Source organism: Streptomyces griseosporeus (assembly GCF_014656055.1).
Classification (GTDB): domain Bacteria; phylum Actinomycetota; class Actinomycetes; order Streptomycetales; family Streptomycetaceae; genus Streptomyces; species Streptomyces griseosporeus.
The window spans coordinates 458,212-480,060 of record NZ_BNBR01000004.1 but is presented as its reverse complement, the minus strand read 5'-3'; the positions used below and the strand labels follow the sequence as shown (position 1 = coordinate 480,060).

Annotated in this window: 17 protein-coding genes; 7 read left to right on the top strand and 10 right to left on the bottom strand. The window is 71.1% G+C overall.

Annotated features, from left to right (window positions below; translation table 11 throughout):
- Positions 1-15 precede the first annotated feature (15 nt).
- From IE308_RS21150 to IE308_RS21140, 3 genes are all read left to right on the top strand, one after another.
- Positions 16-906, top strand: a complete 891-nt coding sequence (locus tag IE308_RS21150) for a TauD/TfdA dioxygenase family protein (protein ID WP_110628179.1) — start codon at positions 16-18, stop codon at positions 904-906.
- A 138-nt stretch (positions 907-1,044) separates the two neighbouring features.
- Positions 1,045-2,433, top strand: coding sequence for an amino acid permease (locus IE308_RS21145; RefSeq protein WP_190219132.1), 1,389 nt, complete (start codon positions 1,045-1,047; stop codon positions 2,431-2,433).
- Between the two features lie 102 nt (positions 2,434-2,535).
- On the top strand, positions 2,536-3,183 hold the full coding sequence (locus IE308_RS21140) for a superoxide dismutase (RefSeq protein ID WP_190219131.1): 648 nt from the start codon (positions 2,536-2,538) through the stop codon (positions 3,181-3,183).
- A gap of 108 nt (positions 3,184-3,291) precedes the next feature.
- Here the strand turns inward: IE308_RS21140 and IE308_RS21135 are convergent, their stop codons facing one another.
- From IE308_RS21135 to IE308_RS21120, 4 genes are all read right to left on the bottom strand, one after another.
- The gene (locus IE308_RS21135) at positions 3,292-3,648 is read right to left on the bottom strand and encodes a hypothetical protein (RefSeq protein WP_190219130.1); all 357 of its coding nucleotides are present in this window, start codon (positions 3,646-3,648) and stop codon (positions 3,292-3,294) included.
- 152 nt (positions 3,649-3,800) lie between these two features.
- Positions 3,801-5,225 (bottom strand): hypothetical protein, encoded by a 1,425-nt coding sequence (locus IE308_RS21130; protein ID WP_190219129.1) that lies wholly within the window; start codon positions 5,223-5,225, stop codon positions 3,801-3,803.
- A 15-nt stretch (positions 5,226-5,240) separates the two neighbouring features.
- Positions 5,241-5,708 (bottom strand): hypothetical protein, encoded by a 468-nt coding sequence (locus IE308_RS21125; protein ID WP_190219128.1) that lies wholly within the window; start codon positions 5,706-5,708, stop codon positions 5,241-5,243.
- A gap of 381 nt (positions 5,709-6,089) precedes the next feature.
- On the bottom strand, positions 6,090-6,728 hold the full coding sequence (locus IE308_RS21120; RefSeq protein WP_110628184.1) for a mycothiol-dependent nitroreductase Rv2466c family protein: 639 nt from the start codon (positions 6,726-6,728) through the stop codon (positions 6,090-6,092).
- 187 nt (positions 6,729-6,915) lie between these two features.
- Between IE308_RS21120 and pepN the strand changes: the two genes are divergently transcribed.
- Positions 6,916-9,498 carry an aminopeptidase N gene (gene pepN / locus IE308_RS21115; protein WP_190219127.1) on the top strand — a complete coding sequence of 861 codons (2,583 nt, stop codon included), beginning with the start codon at positions 6,916-6,918 and terminating at the stop codon, positions 9,496-9,498.
- Positions 9,499-9,704: 206 nt separating this feature from the next.
- Entirely contained in the window at positions 9,705-10,769 is a 1,065-nt protein-coding gene (locus IE308_RS21110; RefSeq protein ID WP_110628186.1) for a hypothetical protein, read from the top strand.
- Between the two features lie 87 nt (positions 10,770-10,856).
- Here IE308_RS21110 and IE308_RS21105 read toward each other — a convergent pair whose 3' ends face one another.
- From IE308_RS21105 to IE308_RS21085, 5 genes are all read right to left on the bottom strand, one after another.
- Positions 10,857-11,990, bottom strand: a complete 1,134-nt coding sequence (locus tag IE308_RS21105) for a serine hydrolase domain-containing protein (RefSeq protein ID WP_110628187.1) — start codon at positions 11,988-11,990, stop codon at positions 10,857-10,859.
- Positions 11,991-12,092: 102 nt separating this feature from the next.
- On the bottom strand, positions 12,093-13,877 hold the full coding sequence (locus tag IE308_RS21100) for a TIGR03767 family metallophosphoesterase (RefSeq protein WP_190219126.1): 1,785 nt from the start codon (positions 13,875-13,877) through the stop codon (positions 12,093-12,095).
- A gap of 230 nt (positions 13,878-14,107) precedes the next feature.
- The gene (locus tag IE308_RS21095) at positions 14,108-14,560 is read right to left on the bottom strand and encodes an NUDIX hydrolase (protein ID WP_190219125.1); all 453 of its coding nucleotides are present in this window, start codon (positions 14,558-14,560) and stop codon (positions 14,108-14,110) included.
- Positions 14,561-14,570: 10 nt separating this feature from the next.
- Positions 14,571-15,458 carry a pyridoxamine 5'-phosphate oxidase family protein gene (locus IE308_RS21090; RefSeq protein WP_190219124.1) on the bottom strand — a complete coding sequence of 296 codons (888 nt, stop codon included), beginning with the start codon at positions 15,456-15,458 and terminating at the stop codon, positions 14,571-14,573.
- A 3-nt stretch (positions 15,459-15,461) separates the two neighbouring features.
- On the bottom strand, positions 15,462-15,905 hold the full coding sequence (locus IE308_RS21085) for a VOC family protein (protein WP_110628191.1): 444 nt from the start codon (positions 15,903-15,905) through the stop codon (positions 15,462-15,464).
- 113 nt (positions 15,906-16,018) lie between these two features.
- Here IE308_RS21085 and IE308_RS21080 point away from each other — a divergent pair, with 113 nt between their 5' ends.
- Positions 16,019-16,564 (top strand): CGNR zinc finger domain-containing protein, encoded by a 546-nt coding sequence (locus tag IE308_RS21080; RefSeq protein ID WP_190219123.1) that lies wholly within the window; start codon positions 16,019-16,021, stop codon positions 16,562-16,564.
- Between the two features lie 9 nt (positions 16,565-16,573).
- Here IE308_RS21080 and IE308_RS21075 read toward each other — a convergent pair whose 3' ends face one another.
- Positions 16,574-18,202 (bottom strand): IS200/IS605 family accessory protein TnpB-related protein, encoded by a 1,629-nt coding sequence (locus tag IE308_RS21075; protein WP_190219392.1) that lies wholly within the window; start codon positions 18,200-18,202, stop codon positions 16,574-16,576.
- A gap of 329 nt (positions 18,203-18,531) precedes the next feature.
- On the opposite strand from IE308_RS21075, the gene IE308_RS21070 reads away from it, so the two are divergent.
- Complete coding sequence (locus IE308_RS21070; protein WP_190219122.1) at positions 18,532-21,819, top strand: S8 family serine peptidase; 3,288 nt, start codon at positions 18,532-18,534, stop codon at positions 21,817-21,819.
- Positions 21,820-21,849 lie beyond the last annotated feature (30 nt).

Sequence of the window (21,849 nt, the reverse complement as noted above, 5' to 3'; positions counted from 1 at the left end):
GAGAGGACCCGTCCCATGTCCCTGGAGATCACCAAGGTCACCGCACGCATCGGCGCCCGCGTGTCCGGCGTCGACATCACCCGGCCGCTCGCCCCGGAGGAGGTCACGGCCGTCCGGGAGGCGCTCAACGTCCACAAGGCGCTGGTCTTCGACGCGCGCGGCCTGGACGACGCGGGCCAGCAGGCGTTCGTCCGCCACTTCGGCGACCTGACCACCGCGCACCCGACGGTCGGTGCCGTCGACGACGCCCCGAACGTGCTGCCCGTGGACAGCGAGCGGGGCCGGGCCAACCACTGGCACACCGACGTCACCTTCGTCCTCAACCCGCCGCAGGCCACCAGCCTGCGCTCGCTGACGATCCCGCCGTACGGCGGCGAGACGCTGATCGCCAGCGCGGCCGCCGCCTACCGCGACCTGCCCGAGCCGCTGCGCCGGTTCGCCGACGGGCTGTGGGCGGAGCACACCAACGACTACGACTACGCCGTACCGGAGGAGGAGATCGACGAGGAGAAGGCCGCGCAGCGCGCGCAGTTCACGTCCATCAAGTACCGCACGGTCCACCCCGTGGTGCGGGTGCACCCGCTGACCGGGGAGAGGGGGCTGTTCATCGGCGGGTTCGCGCAGCGGATCGTGGGCCTGTCGGCCGGGGAGTCCCGCAAGGTGCTGGACCTGCTCCAGGGGTACGTCACGCGCCCGGAGAACGTGCTGCGGCACCGGTGGGCGGAGGGTGAGCTGGTCCTGTTCGACAACCGGATCACCCAGCACTACGCCGTCGACAACTACGACGGACAGCCGCGCCGGCTGCACCGGGTGACCGTCGCCGGTGACGTGCCGGTGGGCATCGAGGGCAAGGAGAGCTGGTCGGTGGAGGGCGACGCCTCGCACTACACGCCCGTGGCGGCGTAACAGGGAGGCGAGGTAACCGGAAGATCACTCTCCGCAAGGGGGGCGTCCGGATACTGGGCGGTCTGTCCGGGTGAGCGGACGGGCCGCCCAGACTGGCGGGGTTTTTGCCCGTCTCTTGCCCACGGGAGAACCACCCCCATGCACAGCAGCACGACCTCGGACACGCCGACGCGGGAGCCGCAGGCGCCGGAGGGCGCCGCCCTCTCGCACGGCCTCAAGCAGCGCCACCTGTCGATGATCGCCCTCGGCGGGGTGATCGGCGCCGGCCTGTTCGTCGGATCCGGCGCGGGCATCGCCGCCGCCGGCCCGTCGATCGTCGTCGCCTACACCCTCTCCGGCATCCTGGTGATGCTCGTGATGCGGATGCTGGGCGAGATGTCGGCGGCGTATCCGTCGTCGGGGTCCTTCTCGGCGCACGCCGAGCGGGCGATCGGGCCGTGGGCGGGGTTCACCGCCGGCTGGTCGTTCTGGGTGCTGCTGTGCACGGCGGTCGGCCTGGAGGGCATCGGCGCCGCGAAGATCGTCACCGGGTGGCTGCCGGGCACGCCGGAGTGGGCGTGGGTGGCGCTGTTCATGGTCGTCTTCTGCGGGGCGAACCTGGCGGCGGTGAAGAACTTCGGCGAGTTCGAGTTCTGGTTCGCGGCACTGAAGGTCGGCGCGATCTCGCTGTTCCTGGTGCTGGGCGTGCTGGCCATCGCGGGCGTGCTGCCCGGCTCGGACTCCCCCGGCACGTCGAACCTGACGGACTTCCTGCCGAACGGCGGTGAGGGCCTGGTCGTCGGCCTGCTCGCCTCGGTCTTCGCGTACGGCGGTCTGGAGACGGTCACCATCGCGGCGGCCGAGTCGGAGAACCCGGTGCAGGGCGTGGCGCGGGCGGTGCGCACCGCGATGTGGCGGATCGCGCTGTTCTACATCGGCTCGATGGCGGTCATCGTCACGCTCGTGCCGTGGGACTCCAAGGCCGTGGTGGAGAAGGGCCCGTACGTCGCCGCCCTGGACGAGCTGGGGATCCCGGGCGCCGGTCAGCTGATGAACGTGGTCGTGCTGGTGGCGCTGCTGAGCGCGATGAACGCCAACATCTACGGCTCCTCGCGGATCGCCTACTCGCTGGTGGCGCGCGGGCAGGGGCCGAAGGTGCTGGCGAAGGTGTCCGGTGGGGTGCCGCGGGTGGCGGTGCTGGTGTCGTGCGTCGTCGGCTTCGTCTGTGTGCTGCTGAGCTACTGGCGGCCGAACGACGTCTTCTCCTGGCTGCTGAACATGATCGGCGCGGTGATCCTCGTCGTCTGGATCTTCATCGCGGTGGCGCAGCTGCGGCTGCGGCGGCAGCTGGAGCGGGAGGCGCCCGGGAAGCTGGTCGTGCGGATGTGGGCGTACCCGTGGCTGACGTGGGTGGCGCTGGCCGGGATGGCGGCGGTGTTCGTACTGATGGCGCGGGAGCCGGACACGCGGGTGCAGCTGTACTCGACCGGCGGGATGACGCTGGCGCTGGCGGCGGTCGGCTACGCGTGGCAGAGGGCCCGCCGCTGACGCCTCCCTCTCCGAGAAGCCCCTGTGTGATCCACACAGGGGCTTTTTGCTGCTAGCTTGTTATTGCGAATGACTCGCAATAACAGCCGGAGGGATCTCCCCATGCCCGTCTACACGCTGCCTGACCTGCCCTACGACTACTCCGCGCTCGCGCCCGTGATCAGCCCCGAGATCATCGAGCTGCACCACGACAAGCACCACGCGGCCTATGTGAAGGGCGCCAACGACACGCTGGAGCAACTGGCGGAGGCGCGGGAGGCGGAGCGGTGGGGGTCGCTCAACGGCCTGGAGAAGAACCTGGCCTTCCACCTCTCCGGGCACATCCTGCACTCGATCTACTGGCAGAACATGACCGGCCCGAAGGAGGGCGGCGGGGAGCCGCTGGCGGCCGACGGGGTGGGCGATCTGGCGGAGGCGATCAAGGAGTCCTTCGGCTCCTTCGCGGCCTTCAAGTCCCAGCTCTCCAAGGCGGCGGCGACCACCCAGGGCTCGGGCTGGGGCGTCCTCGCGTACGAGCCGCTGAGCGGCCGGCTGATCGTCGAGCAGGTCTACGACCACCAGGGCAACGTCGGCCAGGGCGCGACCCCGATCCTGGTCTTCGACGCCTGGGAGCACGCCTTCTACCTGCAGTACCGCAACCAGAAGGTCGACTTCATCGAGGCGATGTGGCAGGTCGTCAACTGGCAGGACGTCGCCCGCCGCCACGCGGCGGCGAAGTCCCACCCGAACCCCCTCCTGCTCACCCCCTGACCTCCCACCGACTCCTGCCTCGTGATCGTCTTCTCACCCTTCACGTGGCAGGCGGATAAAAGAAGCCCCCGTGAGGACGTGACTCACGGGGGCTTCCCGCTGTCGCGATCAGTCGACCCCGCGGAGATAGACCCGGCTGCGCCCGCCCCCCAGCGGCGCGACGACGACCTCCAGCTCGTCCAGCTTCCCGGCGCAGGGCGCGCAGACGGGCCCCGCGAGCACCCCGTCGAGCGTCTCGGGCTCGGGCAGCCCGAGGTGCCCGAAGGGCGTGGTGGGGTGGAAACCGGCGGGGTCGGCGACCGCCCGCTCGCGGTGCACGAGCGGATCCTGCGGCGCCAGCGCGGCGATGAAGCCGTTCACGTCCCGGTCCGGCAGCACGAACGCCAGCAGCAGCACGTCGTCCTGAAACCCGACCTGCCGGGCCCCCTTGCGGGCCGTGGCCGCGGCAGGGACGGGGACCCCCAACTCCTCAGCGACCTGCGCGAACCCGACGCCCTCTGCCCAGTACGGGACCTGTTGCGTCCGCGAACCGCCGCCCGTGCCGCCACCGCATCCCGCGAGCGCGAGGGCGGACAGAGCTGACAACAAGGCCATAACGGCCCGTGAGCGGTTCACCATCACCTGGCATCTCCGTTGCGCCCGATGTCCGTGCGGGTGCCGTCGCGTCCCGGATCGACCGGGTCAGGAATCTCACCCGAGCCCGAACCCAGGTCGTAGTGCTGCACGGAACCACTGCCTCGCATGTCGAATTCCTTGGCAAGACCGGTGGTGTGGAGCCGGGCCATGTCAGCGTCGGTCACCTCGGTCCCCCCGATCGGAGTCTGCTTGCCCGGGTCCCAGTTGTACCGGTCCCAGACGTTGACCTGGTAATCGAGTGAGACCTTGGGCTTACCGTCTGCACCAGGCACAACGGTGAGCATGCCCGTCGTATTGGTCATACCTCTGCCGATTGCCAGGTACCAATTTCGGTCACTATGTGTATAGCCCTGTCCTGGGGTTTCGATCGGTATGGCCACAGGCTTCCCGCCGGACCTTTCGTAGGCTTCCAGCGCCTGTCTACGCCACTCGTCCTGGTGGTCGAGGAGGGACTGCTGCGAAGTCAGTCGCAGTGCCTGATCATCAGAGAGCATTCGGTCAACATCGAGATCGAGCGTCTCTCCTGTGCCGTTGAGGTAGTGGTCCATATGCCGAGCAGCATCCGTGTAACCGATGAAGTCACCCGAGTTAGCCATGGCGACCGCCTGCGCCTGGATCCAGTAGTCCTCGGCGCCTGGGTCTTTTACGTCGAACGCACCGGATCCATCGTCAGCAGCGGCCCGCTTCGCCTGGGGATCGAGCAGTCCGGCAGCAAGCAAGTCATCTCTGTGCTCGGCCCACAGCCGAGCGCGGGCTTCAGGGCTGAGCGACTGCCACAAGCGGCGCAGCTCTGCACGCTGCCCCTCATTCGCGTCATCTCCGAGCCCGGCCAACTTCTGCGCGCGCGGATACATGTCCTCGTCGAGCGAAGTGTAAGTCGCATGGCCTGCGTTGGACGGGTCACCCCCATGGCTCGCTCGCAGTGCTCTGGTCAGGGCCGCGTCTACCTCCGCTGCGTGGCTGACGACTGACGCCAGGGTGTCGGCGTACCAGTGGAGCAGATCTTTCGTCTTCTGCCCGCTGCCCTCGACCGTGCATTGCGCTTCCATCACCTTGACAGTTCCGTCTGCTCCACCCGTTACGACGAACCCGTCTTTGGCAGCCGCGTGGGTGAGAGCTTTGGCACGGCGCTGAAGGGCCTCCAGTTCGCTGTGCGCGTCGTCAAGAACGCTCCAGATACTTTTCGCTTCCTGGTGCAGATCCGCGATCTCCTTCGCGGTCTTCGTTACGAACTCACGCGTCACATCAGCATTCACACCAGCCCACCGGGCTCGGTCGGATTTGGCCTGCATCCCGTCTCGGGCTTCGTCAGCGAATGCCGCCAAGTCGGTCACGACCTGTTTCCAGGTTGTTACTGCCGACTGGAGCGTGCCGAGGTCGACTTCCAACAGGTCGCTGTAATCCACGCTGTCCCCCGGGTGTCAGTGGAAGTAGCTACCGAGAACGGAGGCCTGAACGGCCGACCCATCGCGGTTCCTCAACTGGACACCGATCTTGACGTCGTCGTGCGCGTGTGTTTTGCGCGAGAAATCCAGGTGATTGGAGATGTGGGCACACGCCTGCAGAACGCTCTTCACCTGAGAAGTCCACACCTCCACCGTCGTGGAGAGCTCCGCACCCGCGGTGAACTTGCGGGCGGTCAATTCCGTCGCTGCCTGCATAGACGTACCGCTTCCCCCGCTGTCAGCGCCGGCGCCCGCTATGTCGACCTTGTCACGCATACGCTGGAACAGAGAAAAGGCTTCGTGCCCGACCGCCCCGAGATCATCCTGGTGGACGACTAGATCAGCGCCACCACTACCTGAACTGCCGGCACTGTCGATCTGCGTCCCGGCGGTCCGGCGCTCGATGGCATCCGCCTTCAACTGCTGCCACTCGTCCCATCCCATACGTCTCATGACAGTGCTAACACCCACGGAAGTTCCCCTTCCACGGATCTTGTCTTGAAGAGTGGCTCCCGCTGGGCCGGCTCCGGAGTCACGGTCGGCAGGTGGGGGCTACGCTCCTCTTCTTCCGTCGAGGAGGTCTGTATGGGTGATGTGCGGTGTCCCAATGCGACCTGTAAGGGGGCCCTGCGGTACTTCAGGGACTTGCGGGAGGACGAGGCCGCAGCCACCCGGGGGGTGGTGAGCGGGTATCCGAGCGAGCGGGACGAGAAGTTCCGTCCGTCGGCCTATCACCGCTGCACCACCCCCGGGTGCCGGCGTGTCCAGCGCAAGGACAACTGGCAGGTGGGGGGCAATCTGCCCGAGGGGTTCTGAGAGGCGGGACTACAGGTTGCTGAAGTCCGGGCCCTTCGTGCGGGTGCGCTTGATCTCGTAGAAGCCGGGGACCGAGGCGACCGCCAGGGTGCCGTCCCAGAGGCGGGCCGCCTCCTCGCCCTTGGGGGCGGGGGTGACGACCGGGCCGAAGAAGGCGAGCTGCTCGCCGTCGGCGCCGGGGACCGCGATGACCGGGGTGCCGACGTCCTGGCCGACCTTCTCGATGCCCTCCTTGTGGGAGGCGCGCAGCTGCTCCTCGTAGGGGGTGTCGTCCCAGTGGTCCAGGAGGGAGTCGGGCAGGCCGACGTCCTTCAGGGCGGCGGCCACCGCCTCCTTCTCCGGGCCCATGCCCTGGTTGTGGATGCGGGTGCCGAGCGCGGTGTACAGGTCGCCGAGGACCTCCGCGCCGTGCTCCTCCTGCGCGGCGATGACGACGCGGACCGGACCCCACGCCTTGGTCGCGAGCATCTCCCGGTAGTGCTCGGGCAGCTCGTCCAGCTTGTTCTCGTTGAGGACGGCGAGGCTCATCACATGCCAGCGGACCTCGATGTCGCGGACCTTCTCCACTTCCAGCACCCAGCGCGAGGTCATCCAGGCCCACGGGCACAGCGGGTCGAACCAGAAGTCGACGGGGGTCTTCTCCGACATGTCTCTCCTCGGGAGGAACGGTTCACCGGTAAGCGTCTTCCGGAGCGGGAACACACACGCCGCGCCGCCCATTCCCGCCGGCTCCCCGACCACTGCCCGGCGAGGGTTTTCCCGCTGTGCCGCGTCAGGAGCACATGGCAGGATCGGTCCTGTTCAGCATCCGAGACGCCGTGAGGGAGAACCGTCCGTGCCCGGTGAGAATCTGTCCCGTGACGAGGCCCGGGAGCGGGCCGCACTGCTGTCCGTCGACGGGTACGAGGTGTCCCTCGACCTGCGCTCCGCCGTCGGCGAGCAGGACGGCGACGGGCCGCGCACCTTCCGTTCGGTCACCACCATCCGCTTCCGCTGCGCCGAGCCGGGCGCGAGCAGCTTCGCCGACCTGGTCGCCCCGAGCGTGACCGCCGTCTCGCTCAACGGCAGGGACCTCGACCCGGGCCAGGTCTTCGACGGCGCGCGCATCCTCCTCGACGACCTCGCCGCCGAGAACGAGCTGGTCGTCGACGCGCAGTGCGCGTACTCCCGCACCGGCGAGGGCCTGCACCGCTTCGTCGACCCCGAGGACGGCGAGGTCTACCTGTACACGCAGTACGAGCCGGCCGACTCCCGCCGCGTCTTCGCCAACTTCGAGCAGCCTGACCTGAAGGCGCCCTTCCGCTTCGAGGTGCGCGCCCCGGAGGGCTGGACGGTGTGGAGCAACGGCACCGGGCAGCTCACGGACGGCGTCTGGCGGTTCGCGGAGACCAAGCCGATCTCGACGTACATCACGTGCGTGGTCGCGGGGCCGTACCACTACGTCACCGACACCTACGAGCGGACCTTCGCGGACGGCACCCGGCTGGAGATCCCGCTCGGTGCGATGTGCCGCAAGGGCCTCGCGCCCTACTTCGACGCCGACGACGTCTTCCTTGTCACCAAGCAGGGCCTGGACTTCTTCCACGACCACTTCGACTACCCGTACCCGTTCGGCAAGTACGACCAGGCCTTCGTGCCCGAGTACAACCTCGGCGCGATGGAGAACCCGGGCCTGGTGACCTTCCGCGAGGAGTACATCTTCCGCGGCAAGGTGACGCAGGCGTCCTACGAGGCGCGGGCCAACGTCATCCTGCACGAGATGGCGCACATGTGGTTCGGCGACCTGGTCACCATGGTGTGGTGGGACGACCTGTGGCTGAAGGAGTCCTTCGCGGACTTCATGGGCACCTTCGCCAACGTCGGCGCGACCCGCTTCCAGGACGCCTGGATCACCTTCGCCAACCGCCGCAAGGCCTGGGCCTACCGCGCCGACCAGCTGCCCTCCACGCACCCGATCACCGCCGACATCCGCGACCTGCAGGACGCCAAGCTCAACTTCGACGGCATCACCTATGCCAAGGGCGCCTCGGTGCTCAAGCAGCTGGTGGCGTACGCCGGACAGGAGGCGTTCCTGGAGGGCGCCCGCCGCTACTTCAAGCGGCACGCGTACGGCAACACACGCCTCGCCGACCTGCTGTCGGTGCTGGAGGAGACCAGCGGCCGGGACATGGCCGCCTGGTCGCGCTCGTGGCTGCAGACCGCCGGCGTCAACTCCCTCACCCCGCAGGTGCTGCTGGACGCCGAGGGGCTGGTCGAGGAGGTGGCCGTCGTGCAGGAGGCGCCGGAGTCCCACCCGGAGCTGCGCCCGCACCGCGTCGCCGTCGGCCTGTACCGCCGTACCGCCGCCGGGACGCTGGAGCGGTACGCGCGGGCCGAGACGGACGTCGAGGGCGCGCGGACGGTGGTGGCGGAGCTGGCCGGGTCGGCGGCGCCGGAGCTGGTCCTGGTCAACGACGACGACCTCACCTACTGCAAGACCCGCTTCGACCAGACCTCGCTGGAGACGCTGAAGGCCCACCTCGGCGACCTCACCGACCCGCTCGCGCGCGCCCTGTGCTGGTCGGCGCTGTGGAACCTGACCCGGGACGCGCTGCTCCCGGCGCGGGACTTCGTCGGCCTGGTGCTGCGGTTCGCGGGCCGCGAGTCCGACATCGGCGTGCTCCAGATGCTGCACGCCTGGGCGCAGTCGGCGCTCGTCCACTACGCGGCCCCCGCCTGGCGGGAGACCGGCGCCCGGCTGCTGGCGGAGGGCGCGCTGCGCGAGCTGCGCGCCGCCGGGCCGGGCAGCGAGCACCAGCTGGCCTGGGCGCGGTTCTTCGCGGCGGTCGCCTCCGGCGCCGGGGACCTGGCGCTGCTGCGGGCGCTGCTGGACGGCACCGAGAAGATCGACGGCCTTGAGGTGGACCAGGAGCTGCGCTGGGCGTTCCTGGAGCCGCTGGCCGCGCACGGCGCCGCCGACGAGGCGGTCCTCGCCGCCGAGCTGGCCCGGGACGACACCGCCTCCGGCAAGCGCCACCAGGTGCGCTGCCTGGCCGCCCGCCCGTCCGAGGCGGTCAAGGCGCAGGCGTGGGCGCAGGTCGTGGAGTCGGACGCGCTGTCCAACGCGCTGACCGAGGCGACGATCGAGGGCTTCACGCAGTCCTCGCAGCGGGACCTGATCGCGCCGTACGCGGAGAAGTACTTCGCGGCGATCGAGCGGGTGTGGGCCGAGCGGTCGATCCAGATCGGCATCCACGTGGTGCGCGGTCTGTTCCCGTCCCTCCAGGACTCCCCCGGGACGCTTGCCGCGACGGACGCCTGGCTCGCGGCGCACGAGGACGCGGCCCCGGCGCTGCGCCGGCTGGTGCTGGAGGCGCGGGACGACCTGGCGCGGGCGCTGCGCGGACAGGCGTGCGACGCGGAGGCCGCAACCGCCTGACCTTTGGCCTGAGCCTGGGCGGTCGGTGACCGTTACGAAATTCGGGCAATCGGAGCCGTAACCCCTGGTCCACCCCGTTCGGACCAGGGGTTTTCCGCGCCTACTCGGCATCCGAACACGCATCCTTTAGTGCAGGCTTGTCCGCTTTTGTCGACAGGCGTGTAACAGCGGTTAAGGGGCGGATCGGACGCGGGAATCTCAGCGGCATGAACCACAACACCCCGCTCCCCCCGGCCTCCCCCCGCCCCCTTCGCCACCTCGCCGCGGGCCGGCGGCGCGTCCTGACGGTGGCGCAGCTGCGGACGCACGGCGTGACCACCGCCGAGCTGACCGAGCAGTGCCGTCCCGGCGGCGCCTGGCAGCAGCTGCTGCCCGGCGTGGTCCTGCTGCACCCGGGCCCGCCCACGAGCGAGGAGCGGCTGCACGCGGTGCTGCTGTACGCGGCACGGGAGTCGGGCACGCCGGGGGCGGCGGGGGTGCCGGCCCAGCCGGGCGCGGAGGACCCGCACGGCACGCCGCCCGCCTACCGGGAGGCGATGATCACCGGTCAGGCGGCGCTCACCCTGCACGGCTTCACCTCCACGCCCCCGCTGCTCTCCCTGGAGAGGATCGACGTCCTGGTGCCGCGGCTGCGCCGGCTGCGCTCCATCGGCTGCGCGCGGGTGATCCGCACGCCGGTCCTGCCGGTGCCCCAGCAGGTCACGGGCGTTCCGGTGGCGCCGGTCCCGCGCGCGCTGGCCGACGCGGTCGCCGAACTGCCGGACGCGGGCGTCGTACGGCGGCTGCTGACCGAGGCGGTACGCGGCGGGCACTGCGAACCGGCGGCGGTCGTGCGGGAATTGAACGAGGCGAAGCTGCTGGGCCGGCCGCATGTGGTGGACGCGGTGGACTCGCTGCTGGCGGAGGGCCGGGCGATCGCCGAGGACCGGCTGTACCGGATGGTCCGCGAGTACGGGCTGCCCGACCCGGTGTGGAACGTGGACCTGCGGCTGCCGGGCGGCCCGCACCTGGGCGGTCTGGACGCGTACTGGCCGGAGCAGGCGGTCGCGGTCGAGCTGGACACGCGCGCCCCCCGGCAGGACGAGGACGCCATGTGGTCGGAGTACGCGCGCAAGCGGGAGACGCTGGAGCGGCTCGGCATCACGGTCGTCCACATCACCCCGAAGAAGCTGCGCGACGCGATGGAGCAGCAGGCGACGGTGGTCCGTACGGCCCTGATGGCGGCCGGTGACCGGGACCCGGCCGCCTATGTGGTGGTGCTGCCCCGGTAGTGACGGACCGGGGCGGACGCCAGGAGGGGAGAGGAGGGGCCACGACCGCCGGAGGGGGGCGGTGGTGGCCCCTCCTCGTATCGGCGGCTAGTCGCAGAACTCGGCCTCCAGTACGGCGTCGTTGTCCCCGGTCCAGTCGGCGTTGAAGTTGAAGGCCAGCGCGTGCCGACCGTCTTCGGTGGTGACCGCGTCGGTGCCCGAGCCGTGGATGCCGCCGTTGTGGCCCCACACATGCACCCCGCAGCCGAGCTCGCGGTCGGCGAGGCCGAGGCCGTAGCGGACGCCGGGCAGGTGGCCCGCGGTGTCGACCGTGTCCTTCATCTCCGCCAGCTGGCGGGGCGGCAGCAGACGGCCGCCGAGGAGGGCGCGGTAGAAGCGGTTCAGGTCGGCCGAGTCGGAGATCATCTCGCCCGCCGCGCCCGCCAGGGACGGGTTCAGCTCCGTCACGTCGTACGTCGGGCCCGTCGCCGTCTTCGCGAGCTTGCCGTAGGCGCGGCTGCTGGGCTGCGGCAGCGTCGGCCGCGTGCCGGGGACCGAGGTGCCCCGCAGGCCGAGCGGGGCGATGACGCGGCGGCGGATCTCGTCGCCGTAGGAGTGGCCGGTGACGCGTTCGACGATCATGCCGGCCAGGATGTAGTTGGTGTTGGAGTAGGTCCAGGACTCGCCGGGCTCGAAGATCGGCTCGTGGGACATGGCGATGGCGACCAGCTCCTGCGGCCGCAGGGTGTCGTAGCGGTGCTGGAGGAAGCCGTCCTTGAGGAAGTAGGTCCGGACGAAGCCGTCGTCCCTCGTGTAGTCGTAGATGCCGCTGGTGTGGTTGAGCAGCTGCCGGACCGTGACGCGGCGGCCGTCGTGGCCGTGGCCCCGGACCACGCCGGGCAGCCACTTCTCGACCGTGTCGTCCAGGGAGAGCCGTCCCTCCGCCTCCAGTTGGAGCAGGACGGTGGCGACGAAGGTCTTGCTGACGCTGCCGACGCGATACCGGTCGGCGGTCGAGCGGGGCGTGCCGCGGCGCAGGTCGCCGACGCCTTCCGTGGCCGACCAGCCGGTGCGGCCCTCGGTCACCGTCGCGGTGACGCCGGGCACGCCGTCCGCGACGGCCGCGCGCAGCGCCGCGCGGGTGGCGTCGTGGTGCGCGGGGCCCGCTGCGAGGGCGGGCGCGGCGAGCGCCACCGACGCGACGAGTGCCGCCGCGCCCGCCAGAGCTTTTCGTACCGCCATGTCTTCCCCCATCGTCGTGGTCGATCGTCATCGTGGCGATCACGGGGAGAAACCCGGCACGCCCGCCGGAGGTTGCCTCGATTCTCCCCGGTTGGGCGTGTTTCAGCCCTTCGGCAGCAGCAGCTCCGTGTTGCGGTCCCCGGGGTCCCCGAGCAGTTTCACCGAGCCCTCGTTGGCGTTGAAGGACAGCTCCCGGTAGAGGGCGGCGAGGCCGGTCTGGCCGAGGTCGGCGTGGTCGGTGCGGTGCGGGGCGGCGGACTCGACGAGGGTGGTGTGCAGGGAGAGGGTGCCGTCGCGGTTGTCGGTCAGCTCGATGACGCGGGCGAGCTGCGGGAACTCGATGTGGGAGGCGGTGGAGACCTCCCAGAAGGGGTGCGCGCCGCCGGTGTGGGCGGTGATCCGGTTGCGGTGCTCGTGCCCGTTGATCCAGGCCACGACGTTGCGGTGGCGGCCGAGCAGGTCGAGCAGGTCGGCGCCGCTGTAGCGGCGCTCGTCGGGGCGGGCGGGGTCCTTCTGCGCGGGGGGCATCGAGCGGCTGGTGTAGTGGCTGAAAACCAGCACGTACTCGTCGCGGTGGGCGGTGAGCGTGCGCTCCAGCCACCGCATCTGGGCCTCGCCGACCGAGCCGCTGAAGGTGCCGTAGGCGTCGGTGGTGTCCAGGCTGATGCCGAGGACGTCGTCGGAGACGCGGAAGGTGTAGTACTGGGTGCCCTCGGCGAGATTGGCGGCGGTGTAGCCGTGGCCGACGGGGCCGGGGCCGGTGCGGGCGGGGTCGAGGTGGGCGCGGACGTGCTCCTCGGGGGTGTAGAAGGCGCGCCGCTCGTCCGGGGTGACCGGGCGCAGATCGCGGGCGTGGGCCTTGAGCAGGTCGCGCAGGCCGAGGCCCTTGGGGTCGGAGCCGTCGTTGATGGCCTGCTGGAGCCTGCGGGCCTCGGCGGGCGTGACGGTGAACAGCTTGCGGGCGCCGGTGGCGAACTCGGTGAGGTGGCTGTCGCCGTGGCCGAAGCAGCCGGTGAGGATGGAGTCGTGGTTGCCGACGGTGGAGTACCAGGGCAGCCGCAGGCCGGGGCTGCGCACCTCGCGCGTCGCGGCGGTGAGGAAGCCGGGCAGGTGGGGGAAGCCGCGCTGCTTGTAGGCGTCGCGGGCGGCGGAGTCGGGCTGCCAGTACAGGTTCAGGCCGCTGCTGAGCGCGCCCTCGTAGTGGCGCAGGTCGCCGGAGTTCGGGGTGACGCGGCCGCCGCTCAGCACCGTCAGGTACCAGTCCAGCTCGTTGCGGGCGTTGTTGTCGGTGTTGTCGCCGGTGGTGACGACGAACCGCAGCGGGCTGCCGGTGACGGGGCCGGCGCGCAGCGCGTTGACCCGCTCGACGAGGGCGATCGCGCCGTGCACGGTGAGCGCCTCGTGCGGGCGCCAGGCGTGCGGCAGCGCGGTGCGCAGGAACTCCAGGCGCAGCGGGTGCTGCGCGTCGGTCACGTGCAGGTCGGTGAGCTGGACGAACGCGGCGAGCGTGGTGCGGCGCCCGGCACGGCCGGTCCTTGCGGCGGCCGGCTCGTCGCGGACGACCCGCTTCCAGCCGGGGCCGCTGCCGAGCCTGCGGTAGGCGGGGCCGGCCGGGGCGGTGGCGACGGAGGCGAGGGTGGTGCCGCGGGTGTAGGGGGCGAGGGGGGCGGCGGGCCGGGCTGCCGGTACGGCGGGCCGCCGCCCGGGCGAGGCGGCGGGCGCGGGCGCCGCCTGGCTGTCGGTGGGGCGCAGGGCGTAGCCGGTGCCGACCGAGGCGGAGACGGCGGCCCCGGCGGCGAGGACGGTACGGCGGGCGACCCCCGGCCGGGGGTCGGCGTGGCGGGCGGACCCCGGCTCGGGGTCGGTGACGGAGCGTGTGCGCGGCATGGCGCGATCTCCCCGGGTGCGGACGCAGCGGACGTGGCCGCGGGCGGTCGCGGACGCGAACGTCCCGCTCACGTCGGATGCTTGGCACCGGGGATGACCTGTGCGTGAACGTCACCGCAACGGGCGACGCCGATCGTCGGACGTGGATCACGGCCGCCCGCGGGCGTCCCCGACTGCTCGTCGGGCGGCCGGAGTCCGGTCACTTTGTGTTCATGCGCCGGGGTACCCGGTCAGGACACCCGCCCGGTCGCGGGCCGCTCCCGCCACAGCCGCAGGGCGATGTCGACGAGGCGGATGTGACGCAGTGCGGGCACCGCGTCCAGGTCGTGCCAGGCGGCCATGTCGGTGGAGCCGTTCACCTCGTGGGCGAGGTCGCCGCCGACCACCCGGCCCTCGTAGACGATCCGCAGCCCGTGGTGGTCGACGGCCCGGTCGAAGGGGCGGCGTGCGGGCCAGACGTGGCGGGAGGAGTCGACGCCGAGCAGGCCGGTGACCTCGACGCGGTAGCCGGTCTCCTCGGCCAGTTCCCGTACGACGGTCTCGTGCGGGTCCTCCCCGTGTTCCATGCCGCCGCCCGGCAGCACCCACTCGGGGGTGCCGTCGGGGGCGGGTGAACGGGCGAGCAGGAGCTGTCCGTCGCGGACACACACGGCGTAGGCCGCCACCCTCAACTTTGCGCGCATTTCAGGCAAGTTAGCGCGGCGGCTCCGGGTTGGCAGGTGAGTATTCGGGCGCCGACCAGCGCAGGGGGAGCGCGGACGGGGTCTCGATCACCCGGTGGACGGTGAAGCGCACGGTCCGCTCGCCGCCGGCGTCGAACGCGGTGCGGGCCTCGCCGGTGAGCTGGAGGGTGGTGCCGGTCGTCCAGTCCGGGAACAGCAGCCCGGCGCGCGGGTCGGCGGCGAGGTTGCCGAGGGTGAGGAACATGGCGTTGCCGGGGTAGTCCGGCCAGGTCAGTTCGCGCGGGGAGACGGCGCGCACGAAGCCGGGGTTGCCGCCGCGGTGGCTGACGTCGGCGCCGTTCCCGTGGACGGTGGCGAGGAAGAAGGTGTCGGCCGCCGCGATGGACGCCAGCTGTCCCGGCGTCAGTTCGGTGCCGGTCACGGCCGGGCCCGGGGTGCGGTCGGCGACCCAGGTGTAGCTCTCCCTGCGCTGGATGTACTTCGGGCAGTTGGCGAAGACCTGCTCGGCGTCGACGGCGAAGCCCCGGTCCGTCGGGTGCAGGCGGCCGTTCAGGCGCATCCGGCGCCGGGTGCGCGGGTCGAGGGCGATCGTGCCGACGGGGGTGCCGTCGGTGGCGAGCGCCGGGGCGAGCGGGTCGGCCGGGTGCAGCCCGCCCGCCACGGCGATGCGGTGCGGGCCCGTCGCCCGCACGAATCCGGGCGGCCCGGTCAGCGCCGACGCCCAGACGGCCCCGTCCGCCGGGTCGGCGGCACCGATCAGCAGCAGCGGCTGGAGCTCCAGGAAGGCGGCCGCGACGGTCTTGATGTCCGGGCCGATGGACCGGCCGACGTGGTCGGCGCGCTCACGCACCCCCAGCCGGTCCTGGAGGGCGCGCGAGCCGGCGTGGTAGACGCCCATGGCCTAGAAGAATCCGCAGGTCGGAGCGGCCTCGCTGGGGGCGGGAGCCTCTTCGGCGCCGCTCGGCGCGTAGATCTCCAGCCGGGTGCCGTCCGGGTCGTGGAAGAAGATGCCGCCGGAGGCCGCGCCCTCGCGGTGGGCGACCACGCCGTCGTACTGGAACGAGGCGCCGTACGCCCGCAGGGCCTCCTCGTAGGCGCGGACCCGCTCGATGGACTCCGCCTCCAGCGCGAGGTGGTGCAGTCCGGCGCGCCCGCTGTCGTACGCCCCCTCGGCCTGCTGCCAGAGGGTGAGCACCGGGGCCGGGCCCTCCCCGAGGAACGCGAAGCGCCGGCCCTCCTCCTTGCCCTCGCCGAGCACGGCGAAGCCGAGCACGTCCCGGTAGAAGGCGAGCGAGCGGTCCAGGTCGGTGACGTTCAGGCCGATGTGGCCGGTGCGCAGGGTCATGACTGCCCCTTTCAGGCAAGGTGCTCTAACCGATGAAAGTGACGTTAGTGGTTAGCCGGAGCGACGTCAACCGGTGACGTACTCTTGAGCGGTTAGTACGGAAGGAGTCCGCCATGTCCCCGACCCCCCAGGACCCGCGCCCCCTCACCGGTGAGCCGCTCGCGCTCGACCTGCTCAACACGCGGTGGATGCGGGACGGGGCCGTGCAGGACCTGCTGCGCGACACCGACGGGCTGGCGGTCTGGCTGGCCGCGAACGGGCTGCGGGACCGGTTCGCCGCCGACGCGGCGACCCTGCGGCACACCCTGGAGGTGCGGGACGCGCTGAAGACGGCCGTGGACGGGTCCTTCGCCGAGGGCGCCGCGCGCGTCGACGCCGTCCTCGCGCACGGCCGGATCCGGGCCACGCTCACCGCCGAAGGGCCGGGCGAGATGCCCGAGTTCGAGGACGTCTCGTGGGGGCCGGCCTGGCTCGCCGCCCGCGATTACCTCCAGCTGCTGGCCACCGCGCCGGACCGGATCCGCTCCTGCGCGCACGAAGCGTGCATTCTGCACTTCTTCGACACCTCGCGGAACGGCACCCGCCGCTGGTGCTCGATGGCGGTCTGCGGCAACCGGGCCAAGGCGTCCCGGCACTACGCCCGGGCGAAGGAAGGGTAAAAACCGTTCCTAAAGGCTGGGCGGGAGTGAGTCCTGTTGCCAGAACTCATGCTCAGCCGAACACCCCGAACGGTGGTGGGTGTTCTGGTCGCCCGCGTTCGCGCCGCGTCCGGCACCGACGGATCGTGTCCATGGTCCGGGTGTGCGGGGGCGGGGTCCCTCACGCCCTGGGGTGTCCGGTGCGGCCTGGACGGTCCGATGCCCCGCACGATCGCTCTGGTCGTGCGGGGGCGGTGTCGTCCGTCGCCGGATCGGGTGCCCCAGGGCGCGCCTGCCGATCGCCACGGCGGCTGCGTCGTGGCAGGTGGTCTTCCTGTTCTTGCTGGTAAGCGGTTTTTGCCAGTACTTGGCGCCCCAGCGGCTGGTGTAGGCCGGATCGACGGCCACGAGGGGAATGCCGAGTTCGGCGGCCATGGACGCCAGTCGGGCGCGCAGCCGGCTGACGGGCATGTTGGAGATCAACTTGCGGAAGCGTTTGTGGCGGCCGTGTTTCTCCCGGGTGGTCTCGGCGGTGAAGTTCAGGTCCTCGATGGCGATCGCCAGGTGGTGTCGCCTGGCCCAGTGCAGGAGACGGACGAGGGCGTGGCGGACCTGTGCATCACGGTATGCGGCGGTGCCCGTGAGGTCGTAGTCGAAGCGGCGCGGGGCACCGACCGGGTTGCCGTGTTCATCGAGCCGCCAGGCAGCCAGGTGATCGGCGTTCGTGTCCACGCCGATCAGGCCGTTCGCCCGCGCGGTGGCCAGGGGCACGGCCCGGGCCGGGGGGATGGTCCAGGAAGCGGTCAGATACCAGCGGCCCCGGTCGGTGTCTTCGTGGATGCGGTAGGCCACCGCCCGGTTCGCCGTGATGCGGTCGCGCCAGGTCTCGCCCCGGTGCGCAAATCTGACGCAGGCGGCCAGCACGTAGCGGCCGTGCACGGTGTTGGCGAGGTGGGCGAGCGGGGCCGGAAGCTTGATGCTCACCTGTCCGTCCGGGCTGACCCGGATGGTCTCATTGCCGTACCGCTTGCCGCTCTCGCCGTCCGCCTGTAGGAAGCGACGGGAGGCTTCCCATCGGCGGCGCCACTCCTGCTGGGTGAGTTGGGCCTGCTGAAGGTGGTGGCGGGTGGTCAGCAGCCGTTTGCCGCCGCGTACTACCCGTACCCGGCCGGCCTCCTGGTCGGACCGCGCCCGCTCCAGCCGGTCTTCCAGCATCCGCAGGCGGCGCGACTTGGCGAACCACTCCTGCTCGCTGCGGTAGCCGCCCGCCGCCTTCTTCGTCCCCCTGGCCCCGATCGGCAGCGAAAGCCGGCGCCGAATCGTGCCGATCCCGGCCTCCAGGCTGTGGATATGCGCGGCCTGGGCGCGCCTGGCCAACCCCCACTGATCCTGCGTGGCCTTGGTGATGCTGCCCGCCCACCGCGACGACGACTCACCCGTCAGCTCCCGCTTACGCTCGGCCCACCGGCCAGCGCCGTGCTCCAGACCGTCCGCGCACCGCACCCTCAGATCGCGGGAGGCCAGCGTGCCCAGGTGGTCACCGACCAGGCGGAGCACCTTCTCGTCGTCGGAGGTCAGGCCCTTGAGGCGGTCCCTGACCGCGACCCCAGCGGGGCCAGGCACCACGAACGGCGCCGCCACCTCCCGCAGCCCACGCACCGACGTCACCCCCACCCCCGTGCCGAAGACCGTCCGTCACCGCACTCAACGACCACCGCACGGGAAGGTCACGTATTCGACGCAAGAACTGCCGTTCCCATCGACCCGACGTCCCTCCCCACACCCCGACGGGTCAGGCGCCGAAGCCCCCTCACAGTCACGAAAGCGCACACGTGGGCGGTCTGACGGCAGCACTCTCCACGCACTTACAGGACCAAGGGTTTTCCCCATACATCCATTTCGATTCGGTCAACTCTCCCCAAAGGTTCATCCCTTGGGTAAAGCTGTGCGCGCTCGTCCGTACGTTCCTTTACCTCCAAGGGATGCCGATGACCCACACCCCCCAGCGCGCCCCGATCTCGGGCGCGAGACGCGTGGCGCGCATCGCCGCCGCCGCGGGTCTCGTGACCGCGCTGTCCGCGGCCGGCCCGATACCCATGGCCTTCTCGGCGGACACCCCGCCCACCGCGGCCGACCCGGGCGTCAAGTCCGCCGCCGACAAGCTCGGTTCCGACGACGCCGACCTGCTCGTCGACGCCAAGGCCGACGGCGACAAGACCGTCACGATGATGATCGCGACCGCTCCGGGCAGCACCGAGCAGGTCGCCGGGCAGCTCGACGCCGTCGAGGGCGGTGTCGTGGGCCGCACCTACGACAAGGTCGGCTATGTGCGGGCCACCGTCCCGACCGGCAAGGCCGACGCGGCCATCGCCGCCGCCGCGAAGCTCTCCTCGGTCCACGCGATCGACCTCAAGCAGGACATCCCGCTCGACGACCCGACGCCGACGGCGGACACCGCCAAGGCGGCCCAGGGCGCGACGGCGAGCTACCCGGCACCGGGGAAGAACACGCCCGCCGAGAACCCGTACAACCCGTCCTTCGAGACGGGCGCCGTCGACTTCGTCGCCGAGCACCCGAAGGCGGACGGCCGGGGCGTCACCATCGGCATCCTCGACTCAGGCGTGGACCTCGGCCACCCGGCGCTGCAGAAGACCACCACCGGCGAGCGGAAGATCGTCGACTGGGTCACCGCGACCGACCCGGTCAGCGACGGCGACGCCACCTGGCGGCGGATGACCCTCAAGGTCGCCGGCCCCACCTTCACCGCGGGCGGCCAGACCTGGACCGCGCCCGCCGGGAACTACGGCTTCAACCTCTTCAGCGAGGCCGCCACCACCGGCGGTGACGCCAAGGGCGACGCCAACCGCGACGGCGACACCACCGACGTGTGGGGCGTGCTGTACGACGCGGCGGCCGGCACGGTCCGCGTCGACCTGAACAACAACCACGACTTCACCGACGACACCGCGATGAAGCCGTACAAGGACGGCTTCCAGGTCGGGTACTTCGGCACCGACAACCCGGCGACGGACGTCGTCGAGCGGCAGCCGTTCGTCGTCGAGATCCGCAAGGACGTCGTCTACAACGCGGCCGGCGCCAAGGCCGACTACGTCAACATCGGCGTCATCGAGTCCGAGCACGGCACCCACGTCGCCGGCATCACCGCCGCCAACGGCCTGTTCGGCGGCAAGATGAACGGCGCCGCCCCCGGCGCGAAGATCGTCTCCTCCCGGGCCTGCACCTGGAGCGGCGGCTGCACCAACGTCGCCCTCACCGAGGGCATGATCGACCTGGTCGCCAACCGCGGCGTCGACATCGTCAACATGTCGATCGGCGGTCTGCCGGCGCTGAACGACGGCAACAACGCTCGCGCCGAGCTGTACACGCGCCTCATCGACACCTACGGCGTCCAGCTGGTGATCTCCGCGGGCAACTCCGGCCCCGGCACCAACACCATCGGCGACCCCGGCCTGGCCGACAAGGTCATCTCGGTCGGCGCGGCGATCTCCAAGCAGACCTGGGCCGCCAACTACGGCTCGGTCGTGGAGAAGTCGTACGCGATGATGCCGTTCTCCTCGCGCGGCCCGCGTGAGGACGGCGGCTTCGCGCCGACGCTGACCGCGCCCGGCGCCGCGATCAACACCACCCAGACCTGGCTGCCGGGCTCCCCGGTCGCCGAGGCGGGCTACAGCCTCCCGGCCGGCTACTCGATGCTCCAGGGCACCTCGATGGCCTCCCCGCAGGCGGCGGGCGCCAGCGCGCTGCTGCTGAGCGCCGCCAAGCAGAAGGGCATCGCGCTCACCCCGGCGACGCTGCGCACGGCGCTCACCTCGACCGCCGACCACATCAAGGGCACCCAGGCCTACGAGGAGGGCGCGGGCCGCATCAACATCGTGGACGCCTGGGACGCCATCGTCGACGGCGCCACCGCCCACGACTACACGGTCAAGGCCCCGGTCGACACCGCGATCGACGCCGCGCTGAAGGAGCCGGGCTTCGGCACCGGCCTCTACGACCGCGAGGGCGGCCTGAAGGCCGGGCAGAAGAAGACGTACGACGTGACGATCACCCGTACGTCCGGCCCGGACAAGGCGCTGCGGCACGAGCTGCACTTCGAGAACAACGCCGGTGACACCTTCCGGATCGTCGGCGACGACGAGGTGAAGCTGCCGCTGAACCAGCCGGTCACCGTCAAGGTGCAGGCGAACCCGCGCTCGGCCGGCATCAAGAGCGCGATCCTGGAGGTCGACGACCCGCGCACCGAGGGCATCGACAAGCAGGTGCTGACCACGGTCGTGGTCGCCACGCCGGTGGCCCACACCGTCACCCGGTCGGCGACCGTGCAGCGCAACAGCAGCCAGTCGTACTTCCTGACCGTGCCCGAGGGCGCGAAGGCGCTGGAGGTCGCGATCGGCGGGCTGAAGGACAAGAGCCAGACCCGGTTCATCTCCATCCACCCGTACGGCGTCCCGGTCGACCCGACGTCGACGCCGAACTGCTACAACAACTACCTCGACGGCAACGGCTGCAAGCCGGACGTCCGCTCCTACGCCGACCCGCAGCCGGGCGTGTGGGAGGTCGAGGTCGAGGCGCGCCGCACCTCGCCGCTGCTCGACAACCCGTACACCCTGGACGTCGCCGTGCTCGGCGCGGCCTTCGACCCGGAGACCGTGACGGTGCCCGAGGCGAAGGTCGGCACGCCGGTCGCCGCGTCCTGGAAGGTGACCAACGCGTTCGCCGCGATCGACGGCAAGCTGGTCGGCGGCCCGCTCGGCTCCGCCAAGAACGCCCGCCCGACCATCAAGCAGGGCGAGACGCAGGTCAGCACGGTGGTCGTGCCCGAGGGCGCGAAGTCCCTGGACGTCGCCATCGGCAACGTCTCGGACGCCTCCGCCGACCTGGACCTGACGGTGAAGAACGCCGCGGGCACGGTCGTCGGGCAGTCCGCCGACGGTGACTCGGAGGAGGCCGTCTCGGTCGCCAACCCGGCCGCCGGCACGTACACCATCGAGGTCGCCGGCTACGCGGTCCCGGCCGGCTCCACCGCGTACGACTACCGCGACGTGTTCTTCTCCGCCTCGCTCGGCACCGTCACCGTCGACGGTGCGGCGCCGGTGAAGCTGGGCACGGGCGAGTCCGCCTCGGTGTCCGCGAACATCACCGCCGCGGCGGCCGCGCCGGAGGGCCGTGAGTTCTTCGGCCAGGTCCAGCTGGTCAACGCGCGCGGCACGGTCGCGGGCGTCGGCAGCGTGAAGATCGGCACCGTCACCCCGTAGCACCAGGGGTACGGCTGTGGGGCGGGCGTC